This is a genomic window from Aquabacterium sp. J223, from assembly GCF_024666615.1.
GTDB lineage: Bacteria > Pseudomonadota > Gammaproteobacteria > Burkholderiales > Burkholderiaceae_C > J223.
Window position 1 is genome coordinate 462,216 of sequence record NZ_CP088297.1, and the last position, 14,977, is coordinate 477,192.

Genomic DNA, 14,977 nt, shown 5'->3' on the forward strand with positions numbered 1-14,977 from the left:
CGCCGGGTCGCCGCCGGGCCGTCGGCCCTGCGACGAGAATCGCCCGCGCATGGCGACTCCCCGACCCGACAACCCGGCCGCCCTGGCCCTCGGCGGCCTCGTCGCCCTCGGCGTGGCGATGGGCATCGGCCGCTTCGCCTTCACGCCGCTGCTGCCGATGATGCTGGCCGAGCGCTCGGTGGACCTGCCCGGCGCCAGCCTGCTGGCGAGCGCCAACTACCTGGGCTACCTGGTGGGGGCGCTGGCCTGCACCTTCCAGCCGTGGGTCTGGCGCCGGTTCGGCTGGACCGCCGCCGTCAACGGGCCGGCGCTGGTGCGGGCGGGGCTGGTGGCCACCGTGCTGCTGACGCTGGGCATGGCGCTGCACTGGCCGGCCGCGTGGCCATGGCTGCGCTTCGCCGCCGGCGTCGCCAGCGCGGTGGTGTTCGTCTACACGTCGGGCTTCTGCCTGGAGCAGCTCGCCCGCCGCGGCGTGCCGGCGATGGGCGCGTTGATCTACGTCGGGCCGGGTGCCGGCATCGTGCTCAGCGGGCTGGCCGCGATGGCGCTGGTGCAGTGGCAGGCGCCGGCGGCCTGGGGCTGGTCGACCTTCGGGGTACTGGCCGCGCTGTTGACCGCCGCGGTGTGGCGGGTCTTCGATGCGCGGCGCGGCGTGCCGGCCTCCGCCACGGCCGTGGCCGGTGCGGCGGGCCAGGCGGCCACGCCGGCGCCCGCCGGCGGCGGCGAGATGGCGCTGCTCACCGTCGCCTACGGCCTGGCCGGTATCGGCTACATCATCACCGCCACCTTCCTGCCGGTGATCGCGCGGCAGGCGCTGCCGCCCTCGCACTGGCTGGACCTGTTCTGGCCGCTGTTCGGCACCGGCGTGATGCTGGGCGCGCTGGCCGCGTCGCGCCTGCGGGCGGGCGGCGATCTGCGGCTGCGCCTGGCCGCCTGCTACGTGCTGCAGGGCGCGGGCGTGGCGGCCAGCCTGGTCAGTCCGACGCTGGCCGGTTTCGCGCTGGGCAGCCTGCTGCTGGGCCTGCCGTTCACCGCCATCACCTTCTTCGCCATGCAGGAGGTGCGCCGGGTGCGGCCGCTGCAGGCCACGCCGTTCATGGGCCTGCTCACCGCGGCCTATGGCCTGGGCCAGATCGTCGGGCCGCCGCTGGCGGCGGGGCTGGTGTCGCGCAGCGCCAGCGCGGCCGGGGGCTTCGCCACCTCGTTGTGGATCGCGTGCGCGCTGTTGCTGCTGGGCGCCGCGCTCTATGCGATGACGGCGCGCCGCCACCCGATGCGGCGATGACGCTGCCGCACCGCGAGCCCGACGCGCGCGCGGTCGAGGCCGCGATCCTCGACCTGCTGTCGCGGCGCGCCGACGACGCCACGGTCTGCCCCTCGGAGGTGGCGCGAGCGCTGGCGCCGGACGGCCAGGGCTGGCAACCGCTGATGCCGCTCGTGCGCCAGGTCGCGCAGCGGCTGGTGCAGGACGGCAGGCTGCAGGTCACCCGCCGCGGCGTGCCGGTGGACGACGCCACCGGCCGCGGCGGGCCGGTCCGGCTGGGCCGGCCGCGCCCGCCTCAGGAAGACTGACGCGGGCGGGACCGGCCGTCAGCGGCCGTCGCCGTCGGCGTCGCCGGGCAGGGCGCGCTCGACGCGGTCCTTCATGCGCTGCCAGCCGTCGCGCGAGGCGTGGCGGGCGTGCTCCCACTCCAGGGTGGAGCTGCCGCGGGTGGTGGACCAGTTGCGGCCGAGGTCCGACTCGACCTCGTCGAAGGTCCGGCCGGGGTAGCGGTCGTGCGCCTCGGCGCCGTGGCGGTAGGCCGGGCCGTAGTCGTCGTAGCTGGCGCCGTGCTGCACATAGGGGCGGCTGCTGTAGTGCTGGCGCCAGTGGTCGTCGTCGACGTGCTTGCCGGCCCCGCGCAGGGCGCCGACACCGGCCCCCGCCGCCGCGCCGATGGCCGCGCCCACCGGGCCGGTGACCCCACCCGCCAGGCCGCCGGCGAGGGCGCCGCCGGCGATGCCGCCGGCCGCGGTGCCGGCCACGGCACCGCCAGCGGCGCCGCGCGCGTCGTCTTCCTTGTCCGCACGGGCACCGGCGATGGCGCCGATGCCCGCCCCCGCGGCGGCGCCGATGACCGCGCCCACCGGGCCGGTCACGCCGCCGGCCATGGCGCCGGTGGCCGCACCGCTGGCCACGCCGCCAACGGCACCGCCGATCAGCGCGCCCTTCTCGGTGTCGTGGTCGTTGGTCGGGTCGTCGATCGGGCGGTTGCGCGCATGCGTGCCGCTCGCCAGGGTGGCGTCGCCATCCACCTTGTCGTCGCTGGCCTTGCCGGCCAGCGCGCCGATCACGGCGCCGGCGGCCGCGCCGATGGCGGCGCCGACCGGGCCGGTCACGCCGCCGGCCAGGGCCCCGGTGATGGCCCCGCCGGCCACGCCGCCGGCCACCGTGCCGGCGACCGCGCCCTTTGGCGGTGCCGTGCTGTTCCTTGTCGTGCGGCGCACCGCGTTCGCTGTCTCGCTTCGTCATGTCTGCTCGCTCCTCATGGCGTGCGCCGGGGCCGCCGGACGATCCGGACGACCGGCTGCACGGTCTGTCCATGAGAGGTGGCAACGGCCGGGCCCAGACCCGGGGCCGCCGTGCTCGTCGACGTGCAGGGCGGCGCTGACAGGCCGGCTGGTCAGGTGCCGCAGAAGGTCTGGTAGCCCGCCGTCACGTCGGCTGGCGCGGGCGCCATGTAGTCGGCCTGGTCCGCCGTGCCGTCGAAGGGCCGCTTCAGCGCGGCCAGCAGGCGCTCGAAGGGCGCGAGGTCGTCGTCGGTGGCGGCCGCCAGCGCGGCCTCGACCTGGTGGTTGCGCGGGATGACGGCGGGGTTCACCTGGCGCATGCGGGCGGCGCGGTCGGCGCCGGTGCCGCCATGAGCACCGGTGCGGGCATGCCAGCGCGCCAGCCACGCGTCGAGCGCCGCCGGGTCGGCGAACAGCGGCTGCAGCCAGACGTCCTGACCTTCGGCGGCATCGGCCAGGCGCCGCCAGGCCAGCGTGAAGTCCACCTTTTGCGCCTGCAGCAGTGCCAGCCAGTCGGCCACGAGGGCGGCGTCGGCTTCGTCCTCGTCGGGACGGGCGTCCACCGGCAGCCCCAGCTTGGCCCGCTGGCCGCGCAGCAGCGCCGCCGCATGCCAGGCGGGAAAGGCGTCGATCACCTCGGTGGCCTGCTCGACGGCGCGGGCGACGTCGGCCTCGTCCTCGCTGGCCGCGATCAGCGGCAGCAGCGCCTCGGCCAGGCGGGCGATGTTCCAGCGCGCGATCAGCGGCTGGTTGCCGTAGGCGTAGCGGCCGCCGTGGTCGATGGAGCTGAACACCGCCTCGGGGTCGTAGGCCTCGATGAAGGCGCAGGGGCCGTAGTCGATGGTCTCGCCGGAGACCGTCATGTTGTCGGTGTTCATCACGCCGTGGATGAAGCCGACGTTGAGCCATTGCGCGACCAGCGCCGCCTGCCGCTGCGCCACCCGCCGCAGCAGCCCGAGGAACCGGTCCGGCGTGCCGACCAGGTCGGGGTCGTGGCGGGCGATCGCGTAGTCGGCCAGCTGCCGCAGCTGGTCGATCTGCCCGCGGGCAGCGAAGAACTGGAAGGTGCCCACCCGCAGGTGGCTGGCGGCCACGCGGGTGAGCACCGCGCCGGGCAGCAGCGCCTCCCGGCGCACCGGCTCGCCGGTGGCGGCCACCGCCAGCGCGCGGGTGGTGGGGATGCCGAGCGCGTGCATGGCCTCGCCGATCAGCACCTCGCGCAGCATCGGGCCGACGGCCGCCTTGCCGTCGCCGCCGCGCGAGAACGCGGTGCGGCCGGAGCCCTTCAGCGCGATGTCGCGGCGCCGGCCGTGGGTGTCGATCACCTCGCCCAGCAGCAGCGCGCGGCCGTCGCCCAGCTGCGGCGAGAAGCCGCCGAACTGGTGGCCGGCGTAGGCCTGCGCGATGGGCTCGGCCCCTTCGGGCAGCGCGTTGCCGGCGAAGACGGCGGCGCCGGCCTCGCCGCCCAGCGCCTCGGCGTCCACGCCCAGCTCGTCGGCGAGCTCGCGGTTGAGGAACAGCAGCCGCGGCGCCGGCACCGTGGCCGGCCGGGCGGGGGCGTAGAAGCCGGGCTGCAGCGCGCGGGCGTAGCTGTTGTCGAAGCGGAACGGGGTCAGGGTCTGGACGGCCATGGCGCCAGTCTGAGGGCAGGCACGCACGGCCGCGCCGGCCACGCCATCGAGCCCCTGCGCCGGCTGCGGGCTCCGGCCGGGGCGACTCCCGTGACCCGGAGGGTGCGCTTCAGGCCTGCAGCACCTTCAGCAGCCACCGGTTCAGGTCCTCGACCTCCTCGGCGCACACGCTGTGGCCCATGGGGTACTCATGCCATTCCACCGGGTGGCCCAGTGCCTGCAGCGCGTCGCGGGCGGCGGCGCCGCGGGCATGAGGCACCACCGGGTCCTGCAGGCCGTGGGCGAGGAACACCGGCACGTCCCGGTTCGTCGCGGGGCGCTCGGCTTCGGTGGTCGCCGCCAGCGGCAGGTAGCCGGACAGGCCGGCCAGGCCGGCCAGCCGCTGCGGCGCGCGCAGGCCGGCGAGCAGCGTCATCGCGCAGCCCTGCGAGAAGCCCATCAGCACCGTGCGCGCCGGCGGGATGCCGCGGGCCGCCTCGCGGTCGAGCAGCGCCTGCACCTGCGCCACCGAGCGGCGCAGGCCGGCCTCGTCCTCGCGGCGGGCGAGGTCGCTGTGCACGATGTCGTACCAGGCGCGCATCGGCTGCCCGCCGTTGATCGTCACCGGCATCACCGGCGCGTGCGGGAAGACGTAGCGCACCGGGCCGATGGCGGACAGGTCGAGCTCGCGGGCGATGGGCACGAAGTCGTGGCCGTCGGCGCCCAGGCCGTGCAGCACCACGATGCAGGCCACCGGCGCGTCACCGGTCTGGGCCTCCAGCGCCTCGAGAAGGGAGGTGTCGGTCGTCATCCGGACAGCATACGCGGGGCGCTGGACGCACCGCTGACGCAAGCGGAGGAACCGGGTCCCTGAAGTCCGGCACCGTTGCAGCCGCCGCAACGGTCACTTGTCCGGTTGCTGGTTTATCCGGATGGCGCCCGTCCGTACAGTTCACCCCATCGACGAACGACACGCTTCTCCGGAATGCCGAAGCGGTCCGAGTCGCCCACCCAAGGAGTGAACATCATGCGCAAGTCCCTCATCGTCGCCGCCGTGCTCGGCATTGCCGCCTCCGGCGCCTTCGCCCAGCGTGCCGGGGCCGACTACGACGACTGGCGGCCGGCGGCCGGCGTCACCTCGGCCGCCTCGCGTGCCGAGGTCCAGGCCCAGCTCAGCCGCGAGCAGCTGAGCAACCCGAACCTGAACGAATCGGCGCTGTGGAATCCGCAGGCCACCGCCGCCGCCCTGCCGGTGAGCCGCGCCGCGGTGCGCGACGAGGTGCGCCAGGCCCTGGCCCGCGGCGAGGTGCTGCCGGTGGAGCGCAATGCGTCCCACCAGTTCACCCATCCCGCGCAGCGTGGCGTGTCCAGCACCCGCTTCGCCGGTCGCTGACCCCCGGTGACGGGCGCGGGAGCGCCCGCACCACGACGGACAGGCCGCCTTCGGGCGGCCTGTCCGCATGGGCGATCCCCACCGCGGCGGGTCGCCCGGACCGGCACGCCGCAGACGGTAGACTGCGCGCCCTTCGGCCACCCGGTCCTTCCAGCTGGCGATGGTGTCAGGGGTTCCTCTGCAGACGCGTTTCACCGGCCCGCCCTTCGTTCGCTTGATCACCCGCCTCGGCGGCCCGTCCGAGGTGCCGGCCGCGGACGCCGGGGTCGTCGAACGGCTCGGCCGCTGGCTGCACTGGACCGACGCCGTCGCCCTGTCGGCGGCGCTGGACGAGGCGCCGGCGCCGAGCGCTGCCGGTGCCTCCGCGACCACGGCCGAGGCCGAGCGCGCCGACGCCGATCTGCGGCGGCTGCGGCAGCGGCTGAAGGCCGACATCGAGGCCGCGGTCGCCGACGACGAGGGCCAGCCGGCCGACGACCTCGCGCTGCGCCACCGCAGCCTGCAGCAGGCGATGGCCGGCGCCATCGAGCCGGTGCGCGAACGGCTGCGCCGGCGGCTGGCGGCCACCTCGCCGGCGCTGGCCGAGCTGGCCCGGCTGGACGAGCTGATGGCCCGGGCGCTGGCCGAGCGCGAGCGCAACCTGCTGCAGCGCGTGACCGGCCTGCTGCCGCGGCCGCTGGGGCGCGACGACCGGGTCGCCGTGCTGGTGGCCGAACTGGACCTGCGGCTGGAGCCGCTGCACGGCCTGGTGGCCGCCTGGCGCCAACCTGCCCCACCCCCCGCCCGATGACCCGAACCGCCCTGCTGCGCCACTTCGCCTTCGCCGCCGGCCTGGCCGTGCTCGGCTGGACCGCCGCCGTGCACGCCGGCGGCCATCCGCTGGCGCTGGCGGTGACCGCCGTCATCACCGCCGTCTACCTCGCCGGCGCGGTCGAGCTGTGGCGCTTCCAGCGCGACACCGACGGGCTGGCCCGCGCGCTCGACACGGTGCCGTCCGACCTGCCCGCGCTGGCGCCGTGGCTGGACCGGGTGCCGGTGGCGCTGCAGCCGGCGGTGCGCCTGCGCGTCGAAGGCGAGCGCGCGGCCCTGCCCGGGCCGGCGCTGGCGCCCACGCTGACCGGGCTGCTGGTGCTGCTCGGCATGCTGGGCACCTTCCTCGGCATGGTGGCCACGTTGAAAGGCACCGGCGCCGCGCTCGACGCCGCCGCGGACGTGCAGGCGCTGCGCGAGTCGCTGGCCGCGCCGGTGCGCGGCCTGGGGCTGGCCTTCGGCAGCTCGGTGGCCGGGGTGGCCGCCTCCGCCATGCTCGGGCTGATGTCGGCGCTCGTCCGGCGCGACCGGGCGATGCTGTCGCGTCGGCTGGACGCCCGCATCGCGGCCAGCGCCTTGCGTGCCTTCTCCGACGTGCAGCGGCGCGAGGACGGCCTGCGGCTGTTGCAGCGCCAGGCCGACGCGCTGCCCACGCTGGTCGAGCGGCTGGGCGCGCTGGTGGCCTCGGTGGAACGCCAGGGCGAGGCGCTGCAGCGCCAGCTCACCGACGAGCAGGCGCGCTTCCACCGCCAGGCGGAGGCGGCGTACGGCGCGCTGGCGGCGTCGGTGGACCGCTCGCTGCAGACCGGCCTGCGCGACGCCGCGCGCGCCGCGGGCGAGGCGGTGCAGCCGATGGTGCAGGCCACCCTGGCCGGCCTGGCGCGCGAGACCGCCGGCCTCAACGCGACGCTGGCCGAGCAGGGCCGGCGCCAGCTCGAGGGCGTGTCCGCCGCGCTGGCCGACCACGGGCGCGCGCTGCAGGCCAGCCTCGCCGAGTCGGAGGCCATCCGCCTGGCCGCCTGGCAGGCGGCCCTCGCCGACATGGCCTCGCAGCTCGACGCCCAATGGCGCCGCGCGGGGGACGACGGGCTGGCGCGCCAGCGGGCGCTGGCCGAGGGCTTCGCCGACACCGCGCGCGACCTCGCCTACAGCGTCGAAGCGCAGGGCCGGCAGACGCTGGCCGAGGTGCAGCGGCTGCTGCAGGCCGCCGAGCAGGCGCCGCGCGCCGCCGCCGAGGTGATGGCCGAGCTGCGCCAGCGCCTGGCCGACGGCCTGCAGCGCGACAACGCCCTGCTCGACGAACGCAGCCGCATCCTCGGCACGGTCGACGGCCTGGTCGAGGGCGTGAGCGCCGCCGCCGCCGAGCAGCGGGCGGCGATCGAGGCGCTGGTCGCGTCGTCGGCCGCGCTGCTGGAGCGCAGCGGCCGGCGGCTGGACGAGCAGGTCGACGCGCAGGCTCATGCGATGAGCCAGGTGGCCGCGCAGCTCACCGGCAGCGCGGTGGAGGTGGCCAGCCTGGGCGAGGCCTTCGGTGGCGCGGTGCAGCGCTTCGCGGAGACCAACGACCGCATGGCCGACCAGCTGCAGCGGGTGGAGGCGGCGCTGTCGGCGTCGCTGGCGCGCAGCGACGAGCAGCTGGCCTACTACGTGGCGCAGGCGCGCGAAGTCATCGACCTGAGCCTGGCCTCGCAGCAGCAGATCGTGCAGGACCTGCAGCGGCTGGCGGGCCGCCAGGCCGCACCGGCGGCCGCGCAGGCGGCCTGACGCCATGGCGGACGACGAGCTCGACGCGGGGCCGGCGCCGACGCTGCCGGTGTGGGCCGCCTTCGGCGACCTGATGGCCGGGCTGGTCGGCGCCTTCGTGCTGATCCTGGTCTCGGTGATGGTGCTGCAGCTCGACCTCACCGACCGGCTGCAGGCCGAGGTGCGCCAGCGCGAGGCCGAGGTGCAGCGCCGGCAGGCGCTGGAGCAGGCGCTGGCGGGCCCGCTGGCCGCCGGCCGGGTGACGCTGGTCGACGGCCGCATCGGCATCCGCGGCAGCGTGCTCTTCCCCTTCAATTCGGCCGAGCTGCAGCCCGAGGGCCGGCAGCTGCTGAAGAGCCTGGCCGGCCCGCTGGCCGCCTACCTGAAGGGGCGTGACGAGGTGCTGATGGTCAGCGGCTTCACCGACGACCGGCAGGTCCGTGCCGCGGCCGGCGCCGGGCGCGGCACGGGGCCGCGCTTCGCCGACAACTGGGAGCTCTCGGCCCAGCGCGCGCTCACCGTCACCCGGGCGCTGGTCGACGAGGGGCTGCCGCCGTCGTCGGTGTTCGCCGCGGCCTTCGGCGCGGAGCAGCCGGTGGCGTCCAACGCCGACGCCGACGGCCGGGCGCGCAACCGGCGCGTCGAGATGGCGCCCACCCCGCGCCGCGTCGCCGGCGCACAGGGACGTCCCGGTGGCGGATGACCCGATCCCCGGCGGCCGGTCGCAGCGCCGGCTGCGGCAGGACGTGGCGCTGGCCATGGCCCGCCGGGCGGAGGCGCTCGGGGGCGCGGCGTTGGCCGCGGTGCAGGCGCGGCAGGCACGGTGGTGCGCCGCGCCGGACCCGGTGCCCAGCGGGGCCGGCGACGGGGCGCCGGCGGCCGGCGCGCGGCCGCCGTCCCCGCCGTCCCCGCTGGCCGCGCTGGTGCAGCGGCTCGCCGACGCCGGCATGGCGGACCGGGCTCCGGCGCCGACCGTCGGTGCGCCGCCGGCCGAGTTGAAGGCGCTGGGCCACTTCCGACGGCAATGGGCGCGGCTCGACGCGGAGCGTCGGCTGCTGCAGTCCGCCGCGGCGCTGCCGGCGCAGGCCGGCCCGCTGCATTCGCACCGCCTGGTGCACCGGGCGCTGGCCCGGCTGCGCGAGCTGTCGCCGGCCTACGTCGAGCGCTTCATGGCCCACGCCGACGCGCTGCTGTGGCTGGAGCAGGCCGTGGGCGACGGGTCGGCCGCCGGTCCCGACGTGGTGCTGGACAGGCCGGCGGACCCGGCTACTTCGCGCCGCCGCTCGCCCGTGCCACGTACAACGACAGCGCCTCGATCTGGGCGTCGCTGAGCAGCGCCCGGAAGGACGGCATGCTGCCCAGCCCGTTGCGCAGCGCGGTGGCCACGCGGCCGGCATCGGGCCGCAGTTCGTCGAGCGACGGACCGACCTGGCCCTCGGCGCCGGCCTCCTTCAGCGTGTGGCACAGCGCGCACGACGGCTGCACGCCGCCGTTGAAGAGCTGGCGGCCCGTGGCCAGCCGGGCGTTGGCCTGCGCGGCGGCCGGCTGGCCGACCAGCGCGGCGAGGGTCAGCGTCAGGGCTGCTGCGGTCCCGGCGCCCCTCATGCCACGGTCAGCGTGACCGCGTGGTCGACCCAGCTGGCGTTGTTGTAGCCGCCCAGGTTCTCCACCCGCTCGCGCGGCTGCACGCGGCCGGCCGAGTCGGTGGCGCGGCTCGCGAGCACGTAGCGGCCGGCCGGCAGGTGGGCCTGCAGCACGAACTGGCGCCAGGCGTAGCGGCCGAGGTCGGGGCCGACGAGGCGGGCTTCGCGCCAGCTCTGGCCGCCGTCGATCGACACCTCGACCTTGCGCACGGCGTTGGTGCCGCCGAAGGCCACGCCATGGATCTGCGCCATGCCGGCGCCGAGCCGCTGCTCGGGCAGCGGCCCGTTGATCCACGACTTGACGCCCATCTCCCACACCGACTCCTGCGCCGGGTTGGCCTGCGTGCCGGGCGGCGTCAGGCGGTAGCCGTGCGACATGATGCGGGCGTCGGTCTCCTGGGCGGTGAAGGCCAGCCGCTTGATGTACTTGATGTTGTTGACGCCGGTGTAGCCCGGCACGACGAGCCGCAGCGGGCCGCCGTGCGCCAGCGACAGCGGCGCGCCGTTCATCTCCCAGGCCAGCAGCGCGTCCTCCATCGCCTTGGCCGGCACCGACCGCTCGACGATCACCGTCTTCGGGTCGACGCCGGCGGGCAGGGCCTCGCCGCCGGTGCCGGTCATGAAGCGCAGGCCTCCGTTCACGCCGCCCAGCGCCTCCACCACGGTGCGCACCGGCACGCCGCTCCACACCACGCAGCCGGCCGCGCCCACCTGCCACGGCGTGCCGCTGGGCTTGCTGGGGAAGTAGCCGCGGCCGTTGCCCGAGCACTGCAGCACGGTGGCCACGGTCTCCAGCCCCAGCCCCTTGAGCTGCGCCAGGCTCAACTGCCGCGGCTGGGCCACGCCTTCGACGCTGAGCAGCCAGGCGTCGCGGTCGTTGAGGATGGACGCGTCGGGCGCGGGCAGGTTGTTGCGCACGTACAGCTGCTCGGCCGGCGTGATGACGCCGGTGCCGAAGGCGCTGCGCTTGGTCTCGATGACGCTGCTGCTGTGGACGATGAGCGCGTTGGCGTCCTTCCAGGCGGCGTAGGGCGGCAGCGGGCGCGCGCCGGCCGGTGCGGCCGCGGCCGCCGGTGCGGTCTGCGCGAGCACCGGGCCGGCCACCGCGGCGACGCCGGCGGCACCGCCGGCGAGCAGCGCACGCCGGCGCGACAGGGGATGGGCTTGAGTCGACATGGAATGTTCTCCCTCTGAGCGGGGACCTCGGGCGGACGCCGGGTCCCAAAAAAGGCGCGGCAGTATTGCACCGGCACTCCCGCCCGCCGGCCTTCACGAGGCCGTCGCAGCCGCTGGTTACCAAGCTTTACGCATTGGCCGCCCTTCCTCGTGATGCAGTGCACGTATCACCGCGCCGCGCCGGTGGCCCCACGAGACAATCCGGGCCTGCTGTATTTGACGGAGAACCGCATGCCCCGACCCGCCCTGCACCGCCTGTGTGCCGCGTTGTGCATCGGCCTGGCGCTGCCCGCGCAGGCCGAGCTGAGTGCCCTCGTCGCGGCCGAGCCCACCGCGCGCAAGGAAGCGCAGGGCCTGCCGCGCGCGGCGATGGAAAGCAGCCTGGGCAAGGCCGTCGGCCAGCCGCTGACGGTCACCACCACCGAGGACCTGGCCGACGCGATGCGCGCCACCCGCTCCGGCGGCTACGACGTGTTCATCGCGCCGCCGCAGGTGGCGGCGTCGGCGCTGGGCCATGGCTACGAGCTGGTCGGCGCCACCGAGGGCAGCGAGCAGTACGTGCTGGTCGCCCGCCAGGGTCTGGCGTCGGTGGCCGCGCTCAAGGGCGGGCGCCTCTACCTGCCGCAGCAGGAGTCGATCTACAGCTACCTCGCGCGCGGCATGCTCAACGCGCAGGGCCTGTCGCTGAAGGACCTGCGCAAGGTGGAGTACGCGCGCTACCCGCAGGCCGGCCTGGCCGCGCTGTCGGTGGGCGCCACCGACGCCACCGTGGTCCGCCAGTCCGACTGGGAAGCCTGGGCCAAGGACAACGCCAACCAGGCCCGCTCGCTGGCCACCTCCATGGCGGTGCCGGGCGGCTTCTCGGTGGTGGTGCGCAGCTCGCTGCCGGCCGACCAGAAGGCCAAGCTGGCCCGCTGGTTCGCGCAGCCCGTGGCCTTCAACGCGCTCAAGCCGGCGAGCCAGCGGCCGGACCTGGCCGACTACAAGGCCATCGCCCAGCTCGGCATCTTCACCCCGGTGTCGCTGCCCGGCGCCAAGGTGGTGACACCGGCCGAGGTGAAGGACCTGATGGCCGGCGGCGCAATGTTCGTCGACACCCGGACCTCGAAGGAGTTCCTGACCAAGCGGGTGCCCAAGGCGGTGTTCGCGCCCTATGTCGAGAAGAGCCTGAAGGACACCGCCTTCGACCCGGCGCAGGACGACTTCACCGCGCTGGCCAAGCTCAACCTCGACAAGGACAAGCCGACCATCTTCGCCTGCAACGGCGCCGAGTGCTGGAAGTCGTACAAGGCCAGCAAGCACGCGCTGGCCCAGGGCTTCAAGCAGGTCTACTGGTTCCGCGGCGGTCTGCCGGCCTGGGAGGCGGCCGGGCTGCCGGTGTCGCAGGGCGATTGAGCGCCATGGCCGACAAGATCCTCGTCTTCTACGGGTCGTACCGGTCGGACCGCCAGGGCATCCGCCTGGCCGACTACCTGGTGGCCGGCTTCGCGGCCCGCGGCGCGGCGCCGGAGCTGGTCGACGCCAAGGCGCTGAACCTGCCCATGCTGGACCGCATGTACAAGGAGCACCCGCCCGGCCAGGCCCCGCAGGCGCTGGAGGCGCTGGCGCAGAAGGTCCGCGCGGCCGATGCCTTCGTCTTCGTCACCGGCGAGTACAACTGGGGTCCGCAACCGGGACTGAAGAACCTGACCGACCACTTCCTGGAGGAGTGGTTCTGGCGGCCGGCGGCCATCGCCAGCTATTCGGCCGGCCGGCTCGGCGGCGTGCGTTCGGCCACCGTCTGGCACGGCATCCTGTCGGAGATGGGCATGGTGGTGGTGTCGAGCACGTTGTCGGTGGGCCAGATCGGCCAGTCGCTGGACGCCGACGGCCGGCCCTCGGGCGACGGCGGCAAGGCGCTGGAACGCGCCTTCCCCGCTTCGCCGACGACCTGGCGTGGTGGACCGAAGCGGCACGCGCGCAGCGCGCGCGGCGGGCGCCGCCCTACTGAGGGCCGCGCGTCGCGGCCTCAGCCGCGCAGGTCGGTCTGGCGCTCGATCACCCGGCCGCACAGGCCATAGGCCACCGCCTCCTCGGCCGACAGCCAGCGGTCGCGCTCGATGTCGGTCAGCACGCGCTCCAGCGGCTGGCCGGTCTCGCGGGCGATGGTGCGGGCGATGCGTTCGCGCGCCTTGACGATCTCCTGGGCCTGGATGGCGATGTCGGTGGCCTGGCCGCCGGCGCCGCCGCTGGGCTGGTGGATGAGGAAGCGGGTGTTGGGCAGGCAGAAGCGCCGTTCCTTCGGCACCGACAGGTAGACATGCGTGGCCGCGCTGCCGACCCAGCCGGTGCCAATCATGTTCACCGGCGCGGCGATGTAGCGCACCACGTCGTGGATGCTGTCGCCGGATTCCAGGTGGCCGCCGGGCGAGGACACCAGCATGTCGATCGGGTCGCTGGAGTCGGCGGCCAGCGCGATCAGCCGGCGCACGATGTCCTGCGCCACGCTGTCGTGGATGGCGCCGAACAACAGCACCGTGCGCGACTTGAAGGTCTTCTCTTCGAGGAAGGAACTGCGCGGGTCGATCGGGTGGTGGGAAGTCGCGGGCGTTTCCATGGCGATTCGGCTCGATGGCGGGAGTGGGAAGGGCGATGCTAGAGCACGCGCCTCGACCAGTGCCCGCGGTGGGAGGGGTGGCGTTCCCGGCCCCCGCCAGCAGGGCCCGGGGGCGCGGGGTCCGGCGCGGGCACCGGACGTGCTTGAATCTCGAGGCCGGCGGCGTGCGGCCGGCCCCTCACCCTTCGACGACGACGAAAGGCCCCGACATGCAAACCTTGAACGAAATGCTGGACCGGAGCCTCCTCACCCACGCCCAACACGCCGAGATCCGCGGCTGGGTGGCGCAGGCCCGCACGCCGGACGCCATCCTGAAGATGCCGCCGCACCTGTGGCGGGCGCTGGAGCTGGCCAGCGTGCTGATGGGCGTCGACGCCGACCTCACCCAGCCGCCGACGCTCACCCTCGGTTGAGGCGGGGCGTCCGCCTCAATCGCCCACCGCAGCGTCGGCCGCCACCGGCGACCCCCGGCCGCCGCGCACGTTGACCCAGGCGGCCACCGCGCCGCTGGCGGCGATGAGGGCCATGCCGGCCAGCGCCCAGCCGTCCGGCCGCTGGCCGAACACCCACAGCCCGAGCAGGCCGGCGAAGACCAGCTGCGCGTAGGTGAAGGGCATCAGCACCGGCAGCGGCGCCCGGCGCGTGCCGACGATGAAGGCCAGGTGGCCGAAGGTGCCGAGCAGCCCGGCGGTGGCCATGAGCGCCCACTGCCAGGGGGCGATCTGCAGCAGCGTCGGCCACCACGCGCCGGGCCAGGCCGCCAGTGCCACGGTCAGCCACACCAGGCCCACCGCGCCGGTGGTGCCATGCGTGCGCAGCGGGTCCTCCAGGGCCGCCATGTGGCGGGTGAGCAGCTGGAACATCGCCCCGCAGACGGCCAGCGCCAGCGGCAGCAGCGCGGCCGGGGTGAACACCGCGCTGCCCGGCCGCACCACCAGCAGGCCGCCGGTGAAGGCCAGCGTCACCAGCGCCCAGCGCAGGGCGCCCACCGGCTCCTTCAACAGCCAGGGCGAGGCCAGCGTGACGAACACCGGCGCCAGCATGGCGATGGCGGTGAACTCGGCCACCGGCAGTTCGCGCAGGCCGAGGAAGGCCAGCACGCTGGTGGTGAGCAGCAGCGTGCCGCGCAGCACCTGGAAGCGCGGATGGCGCACCGGCGGACGCCGGCGGGCGACCGGGTGGAAGCGCAGCCATCCGCCCACCAGCACGGCCTGCGCGGCGTAGCGCGTCCACACCACCAGCAGCAGCGGCACGCCGGCGCTCAGCACCTTGACCGCGCTGTCGAGCAGGGCGAACGCGAGCACGGCGAGCAGGATGAGGGCGATGCCGGAGGCGGCCTGGGAACGCATGGCGGAGCAGACGGTGGCAGATGGCGGGCCACCGTAACGCAGCGTGTGCCGGCGTGCCGGCCGCCCGCCCTTCTGGGACACTGTCGCCCCCGGGACGGCGGTCGGCA

At 75.4% G+C, this 14,977-nt stretch carries 17 protein-coding genes; 10 read left to right on the forward strand and 7 right to left on the reverse strand.

Going from position 1 to position 14,977, the window contains the following annotated elements:
* The first annotated feature begins 49 nt into the window (after positions 1 to 49).
* Together LRS07_RS02185 and LRS07_RS02190 are read left to right on the forward strand one after the other, a co-directional pair.
* Positions 50 to 1,285, forward strand: coding sequence for a YbfB/YjiJ family MFS transporter (locus LRS07_RS02185; protein ID WP_260500395.1), 1,236 nt, complete (start codon positions 50 to 52; stop codon positions 1,283 to 1,285).
* On the forward strand, positions 1,282 to 1,572 hold the full coding sequence (locus LRS07_RS02190) for a DUF3253 domain-containing protein (RefSeq protein ID WP_260500396.1): 291 nt from the start codon (positions 1,282 to 1,284) through the stop codon (positions 1,570 to 1,572). The genes LRS07_RS02185 and LRS07_RS02190 overlap by 4 nt, the downstream gene beginning before the upstream one ends.
* 18 nt (positions 1,573 to 1,590) lie before the next feature.
* On the opposite strand, the gene LRS07_RS02195 is transcribed toward LRS07_RS02190, so the two are convergent.
* The 3 genes from LRS07_RS02195 to LRS07_RS02205 form a co-directional block, all read right to left on the reverse strand.
* Entirely contained in the window at positions 1,591 to 2,487 is an 897-nt protein-coding gene (locus LRS07_RS02195) for a hypothetical protein (RefSeq protein WP_260500397.1), read from the reverse strand.
* 176 nt (positions 2,488 to 2,663) lie between these two features.
* Positions 2,664 to 4,181, reverse strand: coding sequence for a protein adenylyltransferase SelO (locus tag LRS07_RS02200; protein WP_260500398.1), 1,518 nt, complete (start codon positions 4,179 to 4,181; stop codon positions 2,664 to 2,666).
* A gap of 109 nt (positions 4,182 to 4,290) precedes the next feature.
* Positions 4,291 to 4,971 carry an alpha/beta hydrolase gene (locus tag LRS07_RS02205; protein WP_260500399.1) on the reverse strand — a complete coding sequence of 227 codons (681 nt, stop codon included), beginning with the start codon at positions 4,969 to 4,971 and terminating at the stop codon, positions 4,291 to 4,293.
* A gap of 216 nt (positions 4,972 to 5,187) precedes the next feature.
* Between LRS07_RS02205 and LRS07_RS02210 the strand changes: the two genes are divergently transcribed.
* From LRS07_RS02210 to LRS07_RS02230, 5 genes are all read left to right on the forward strand, one after another.
* Positions 5,188 to 5,553, forward strand: a complete 366-nt coding sequence (locus LRS07_RS02210; protein WP_260500400.1) for a hypothetical protein — start codon at positions 5,188 to 5,190, stop codon at positions 5,551 to 5,553.
* A gap of 160 nt (positions 5,554 to 5,713) precedes the next feature.
* Entirely contained in the window at positions 5,714 to 6,343 is a 630-nt protein-coding gene (locus tag LRS07_RS02215) for a DUF3348 family protein (RefSeq protein ID WP_260500401.1), read from the forward strand.
* Entirely contained in the window at positions 6,340 to 8,127 is a 1,788-nt protein-coding gene (locus LRS07_RS02220) for a coiled-coil domain-containing protein (RefSeq protein WP_260500402.1), read from the forward strand. Before LRS07_RS02215 ends, LRS07_RS02220 begins: the two co-directional genes overlap by 4 nt.
* A gap of 4 nt (positions 8,128 to 8,131) precedes the next feature.
* Positions 8,132 to 8,809: an OmpA family protein gene (locus LRS07_RS02225; RefSeq protein WP_260500403.1), complete on the forward strand. Its 678-nt coding sequence runs from the start codon at positions 8,132 to 8,134 to the stop codon at positions 8,807 to 8,809.
* Complete coding sequence (locus LRS07_RS02230; RefSeq protein WP_260500404.1) at positions 8,799 to 9,437, forward strand: DUF2894 domain-containing protein; 639 nt, start codon at positions 8,799 to 8,801, stop codon at positions 9,435 to 9,437. Before LRS07_RS02225 ends, LRS07_RS02230 begins: the two co-directional genes overlap by 11 nt.
* Here LRS07_RS02230 and sorU read toward each other — a convergent pair.
* Together sorU and sorT are read right to left on the reverse strand one after the other, a co-directional pair.
* Positions 9,373 to 9,711 carry a SorU family sulfite dehydrogenase c-type cytochrome subunit gene (gene sorU, locus LRS07_RS02235; RefSeq protein WP_260500405.1) on the reverse strand — a complete coding sequence of 113 codons (339 nt, stop codon included), beginning with the start codon at positions 9,709 to 9,711 and terminating at the stop codon, positions 9,373 to 9,375. The genes LRS07_RS02230 and sorU overlap by 65 nt on opposite strands.
* Complete coding sequence (sorT, locus tag LRS07_RS02240) at positions 9,708 to 10,925, reverse strand: SorT family sulfite dehydrogenase catalytic subunit (protein WP_260500406.1); 1,218 nt, start codon at positions 10,923 to 10,925, stop codon at positions 9,708 to 9,710. Before sorT ends, sorU begins: the two co-directional genes overlap by 4 nt.
* Positions 10,926 to 11,156: 231 nt before the next feature.
* On the opposite strand from sorT, the gene LRS07_RS02245 reads away from it, so the two are divergent.
* The gene (locus LRS07_RS02245; protein WP_260500407.1) at positions 11,157 to 12,320 is read left to right on the forward strand and encodes a PhnD/SsuA/transferrin family substrate-binding protein; all 1,164 of its coding nucleotides are present in this window, start codon (positions 11,157 to 11,159) and stop codon (positions 12,318 to 12,320) included.
* A 5-nt stretch (positions 12,321 to 12,325) separates the two neighbouring features.
* Positions 12,326 to 12,985, forward strand: coding sequence for an NADPH-dependent FMN reductase (locus LRS07_RS02250; RefSeq protein WP_260500408.1), 660 nt, complete (start codon positions 12,326 to 12,328; stop codon positions 12,983 to 12,985).
* Here LRS07_RS02250 and LRS07_RS02255 read toward each other — a convergent pair.
* A complete protein-coding gene (locus LRS07_RS02255; protein ID WP_260500409.1) occupies positions 12,934 to 13,521 on the reverse strand; it encodes an ATP-dependent Clp protease proteolytic subunit in 588 nt (195 codons plus the stop codon). The genes LRS07_RS02250 and LRS07_RS02255 overlap by 52 nt on opposite strands.
* 209 nt (positions 13,522 to 13,730) lie before the next feature.
* On the opposite strand from LRS07_RS02255, the gene LRS07_RS02260 reads away from it, so the two are divergent.
* Positions 13,731 to 13,934 (forward strand): hypothetical protein, encoded by a 204-nt coding sequence (locus LRS07_RS02260; RefSeq protein WP_260500410.1) that lies wholly within the window; start codon positions 13,731 to 13,733, stop codon positions 13,932 to 13,934.
* 15 nt (positions 13,935 to 13,949) lie between these two features.
* Here LRS07_RS02260 and LRS07_RS02265 read toward each other — a convergent pair whose 3' ends face one another.
* Entirely contained in the window at positions 13,950 to 14,870 is a 921-nt protein-coding gene (locus LRS07_RS02265; RefSeq protein ID WP_260500411.1) for a DMT family transporter, read from the reverse strand.
* Between the last annotated feature and the right edge of the window lie 107 nt (positions 14,871 to 14,977).

Bases quoted from the DNA above. Each gene is read 5' to 3' on its own strand.
- sorT (WP_260500406.1), bottom strand. From the start codon at position 10,925: ATGTCGACTCAAGCCCATCCCCTGTCGCGCCGGCGTGCGCTGCTCGCC.
- LRS07_RS02245 (WP_260500407.1), top strand. From the start codon at position 11,157: ATGCCCCGACCCGCCCTGCACCGCCTGTGTGCCGCGTTGTGCATCGGC.
- LRS07_RS02250 (WP_260500408.1), top strand. From the start codon at position 12,326: ATGGCCGACAAGATCCTCGTCTTCTACGGGTCGTACCGGTCGGACCGC.
- LRS07_RS02260 (WP_260500410.1), top strand. From the start codon at position 13,731: ATGCAAACCTTGAACGAAATGCTGGACCGGAGCCTCCTCACCCACGCC.
- LRS07_RS02215 (WP_260500401.1), top strand. From the start codon at position 5,714: ATGGTGTCAGGGGTTCCTCTGCAGACGCGTTTCACCGGCCCGCCCTTC.
- LRS07_RS02185 (WP_260500395.1), top strand. From the start codon at position 50: ATGGCGACTCCCCGACCCGACAACCCGGCCGCCCTGGCCCTCGGCGGC.
- LRS07_RS02210 (WP_260500400.1), top strand. From the start codon at position 5,188: ATGCGCAAGTCCCTCATCGTCGCCGCCGTGCTCGGCATTGCCGCCTCC.
- LRS07_RS02265 (WP_260500411.1), bottom strand. From the start codon at position 14,870: ATGCGTTCCCAGGCCGCCTCCGGCATCGCCCTCATCCTGCTCGCCGTG.
- LRS07_RS02220 (WP_260500402.1), top strand. From the start codon at position 6,340: ATGACCCGAACCGCCCTGCTGCGCCACTTCGCCTTCGCCGCCGGCCTG.
- LRS07_RS02190 (WP_260500396.1), top strand. From the start codon at position 1,282: ATGACGCTGCCGCACCGCGAGCCCGACGCGCGCGCGGTCGAGGCCGCG.
- LRS07_RS02225 (WP_260500403.1), top strand. From the start codon at position 8,132: ATGGCGGACGACGAGCTCGACGCGGGGCCGGCGCCGACGCTGCCGGTG.
- LRS07_RS02255 (WP_260500409.1), bottom strand. From the start codon at position 13,521: ATGGAAACGCCCGCGACTTCCCACCACCCGATCGACCCGCGCAGTTCC.
- LRS07_RS02200 (WP_260500398.1), bottom strand. From the start codon at position 4,181: ATGGCCGTCCAGACCCTGACCCCGTTCCGCTTCGACAACAGCTACGCC.
- sorU (WP_260500405.1), bottom strand. From the start codon at position 9,711: ATGAGGGGCGCCGGGACCGCAGCAGCCCTGACGCTGACCCTCGCCGCG.
- LRS07_RS02205 (WP_260500399.1), bottom strand. From the start codon at position 4,971: ATGACGACCGACACCTCCCTTCTCGAGGCGCTGGAGGCCCAGACCGGT.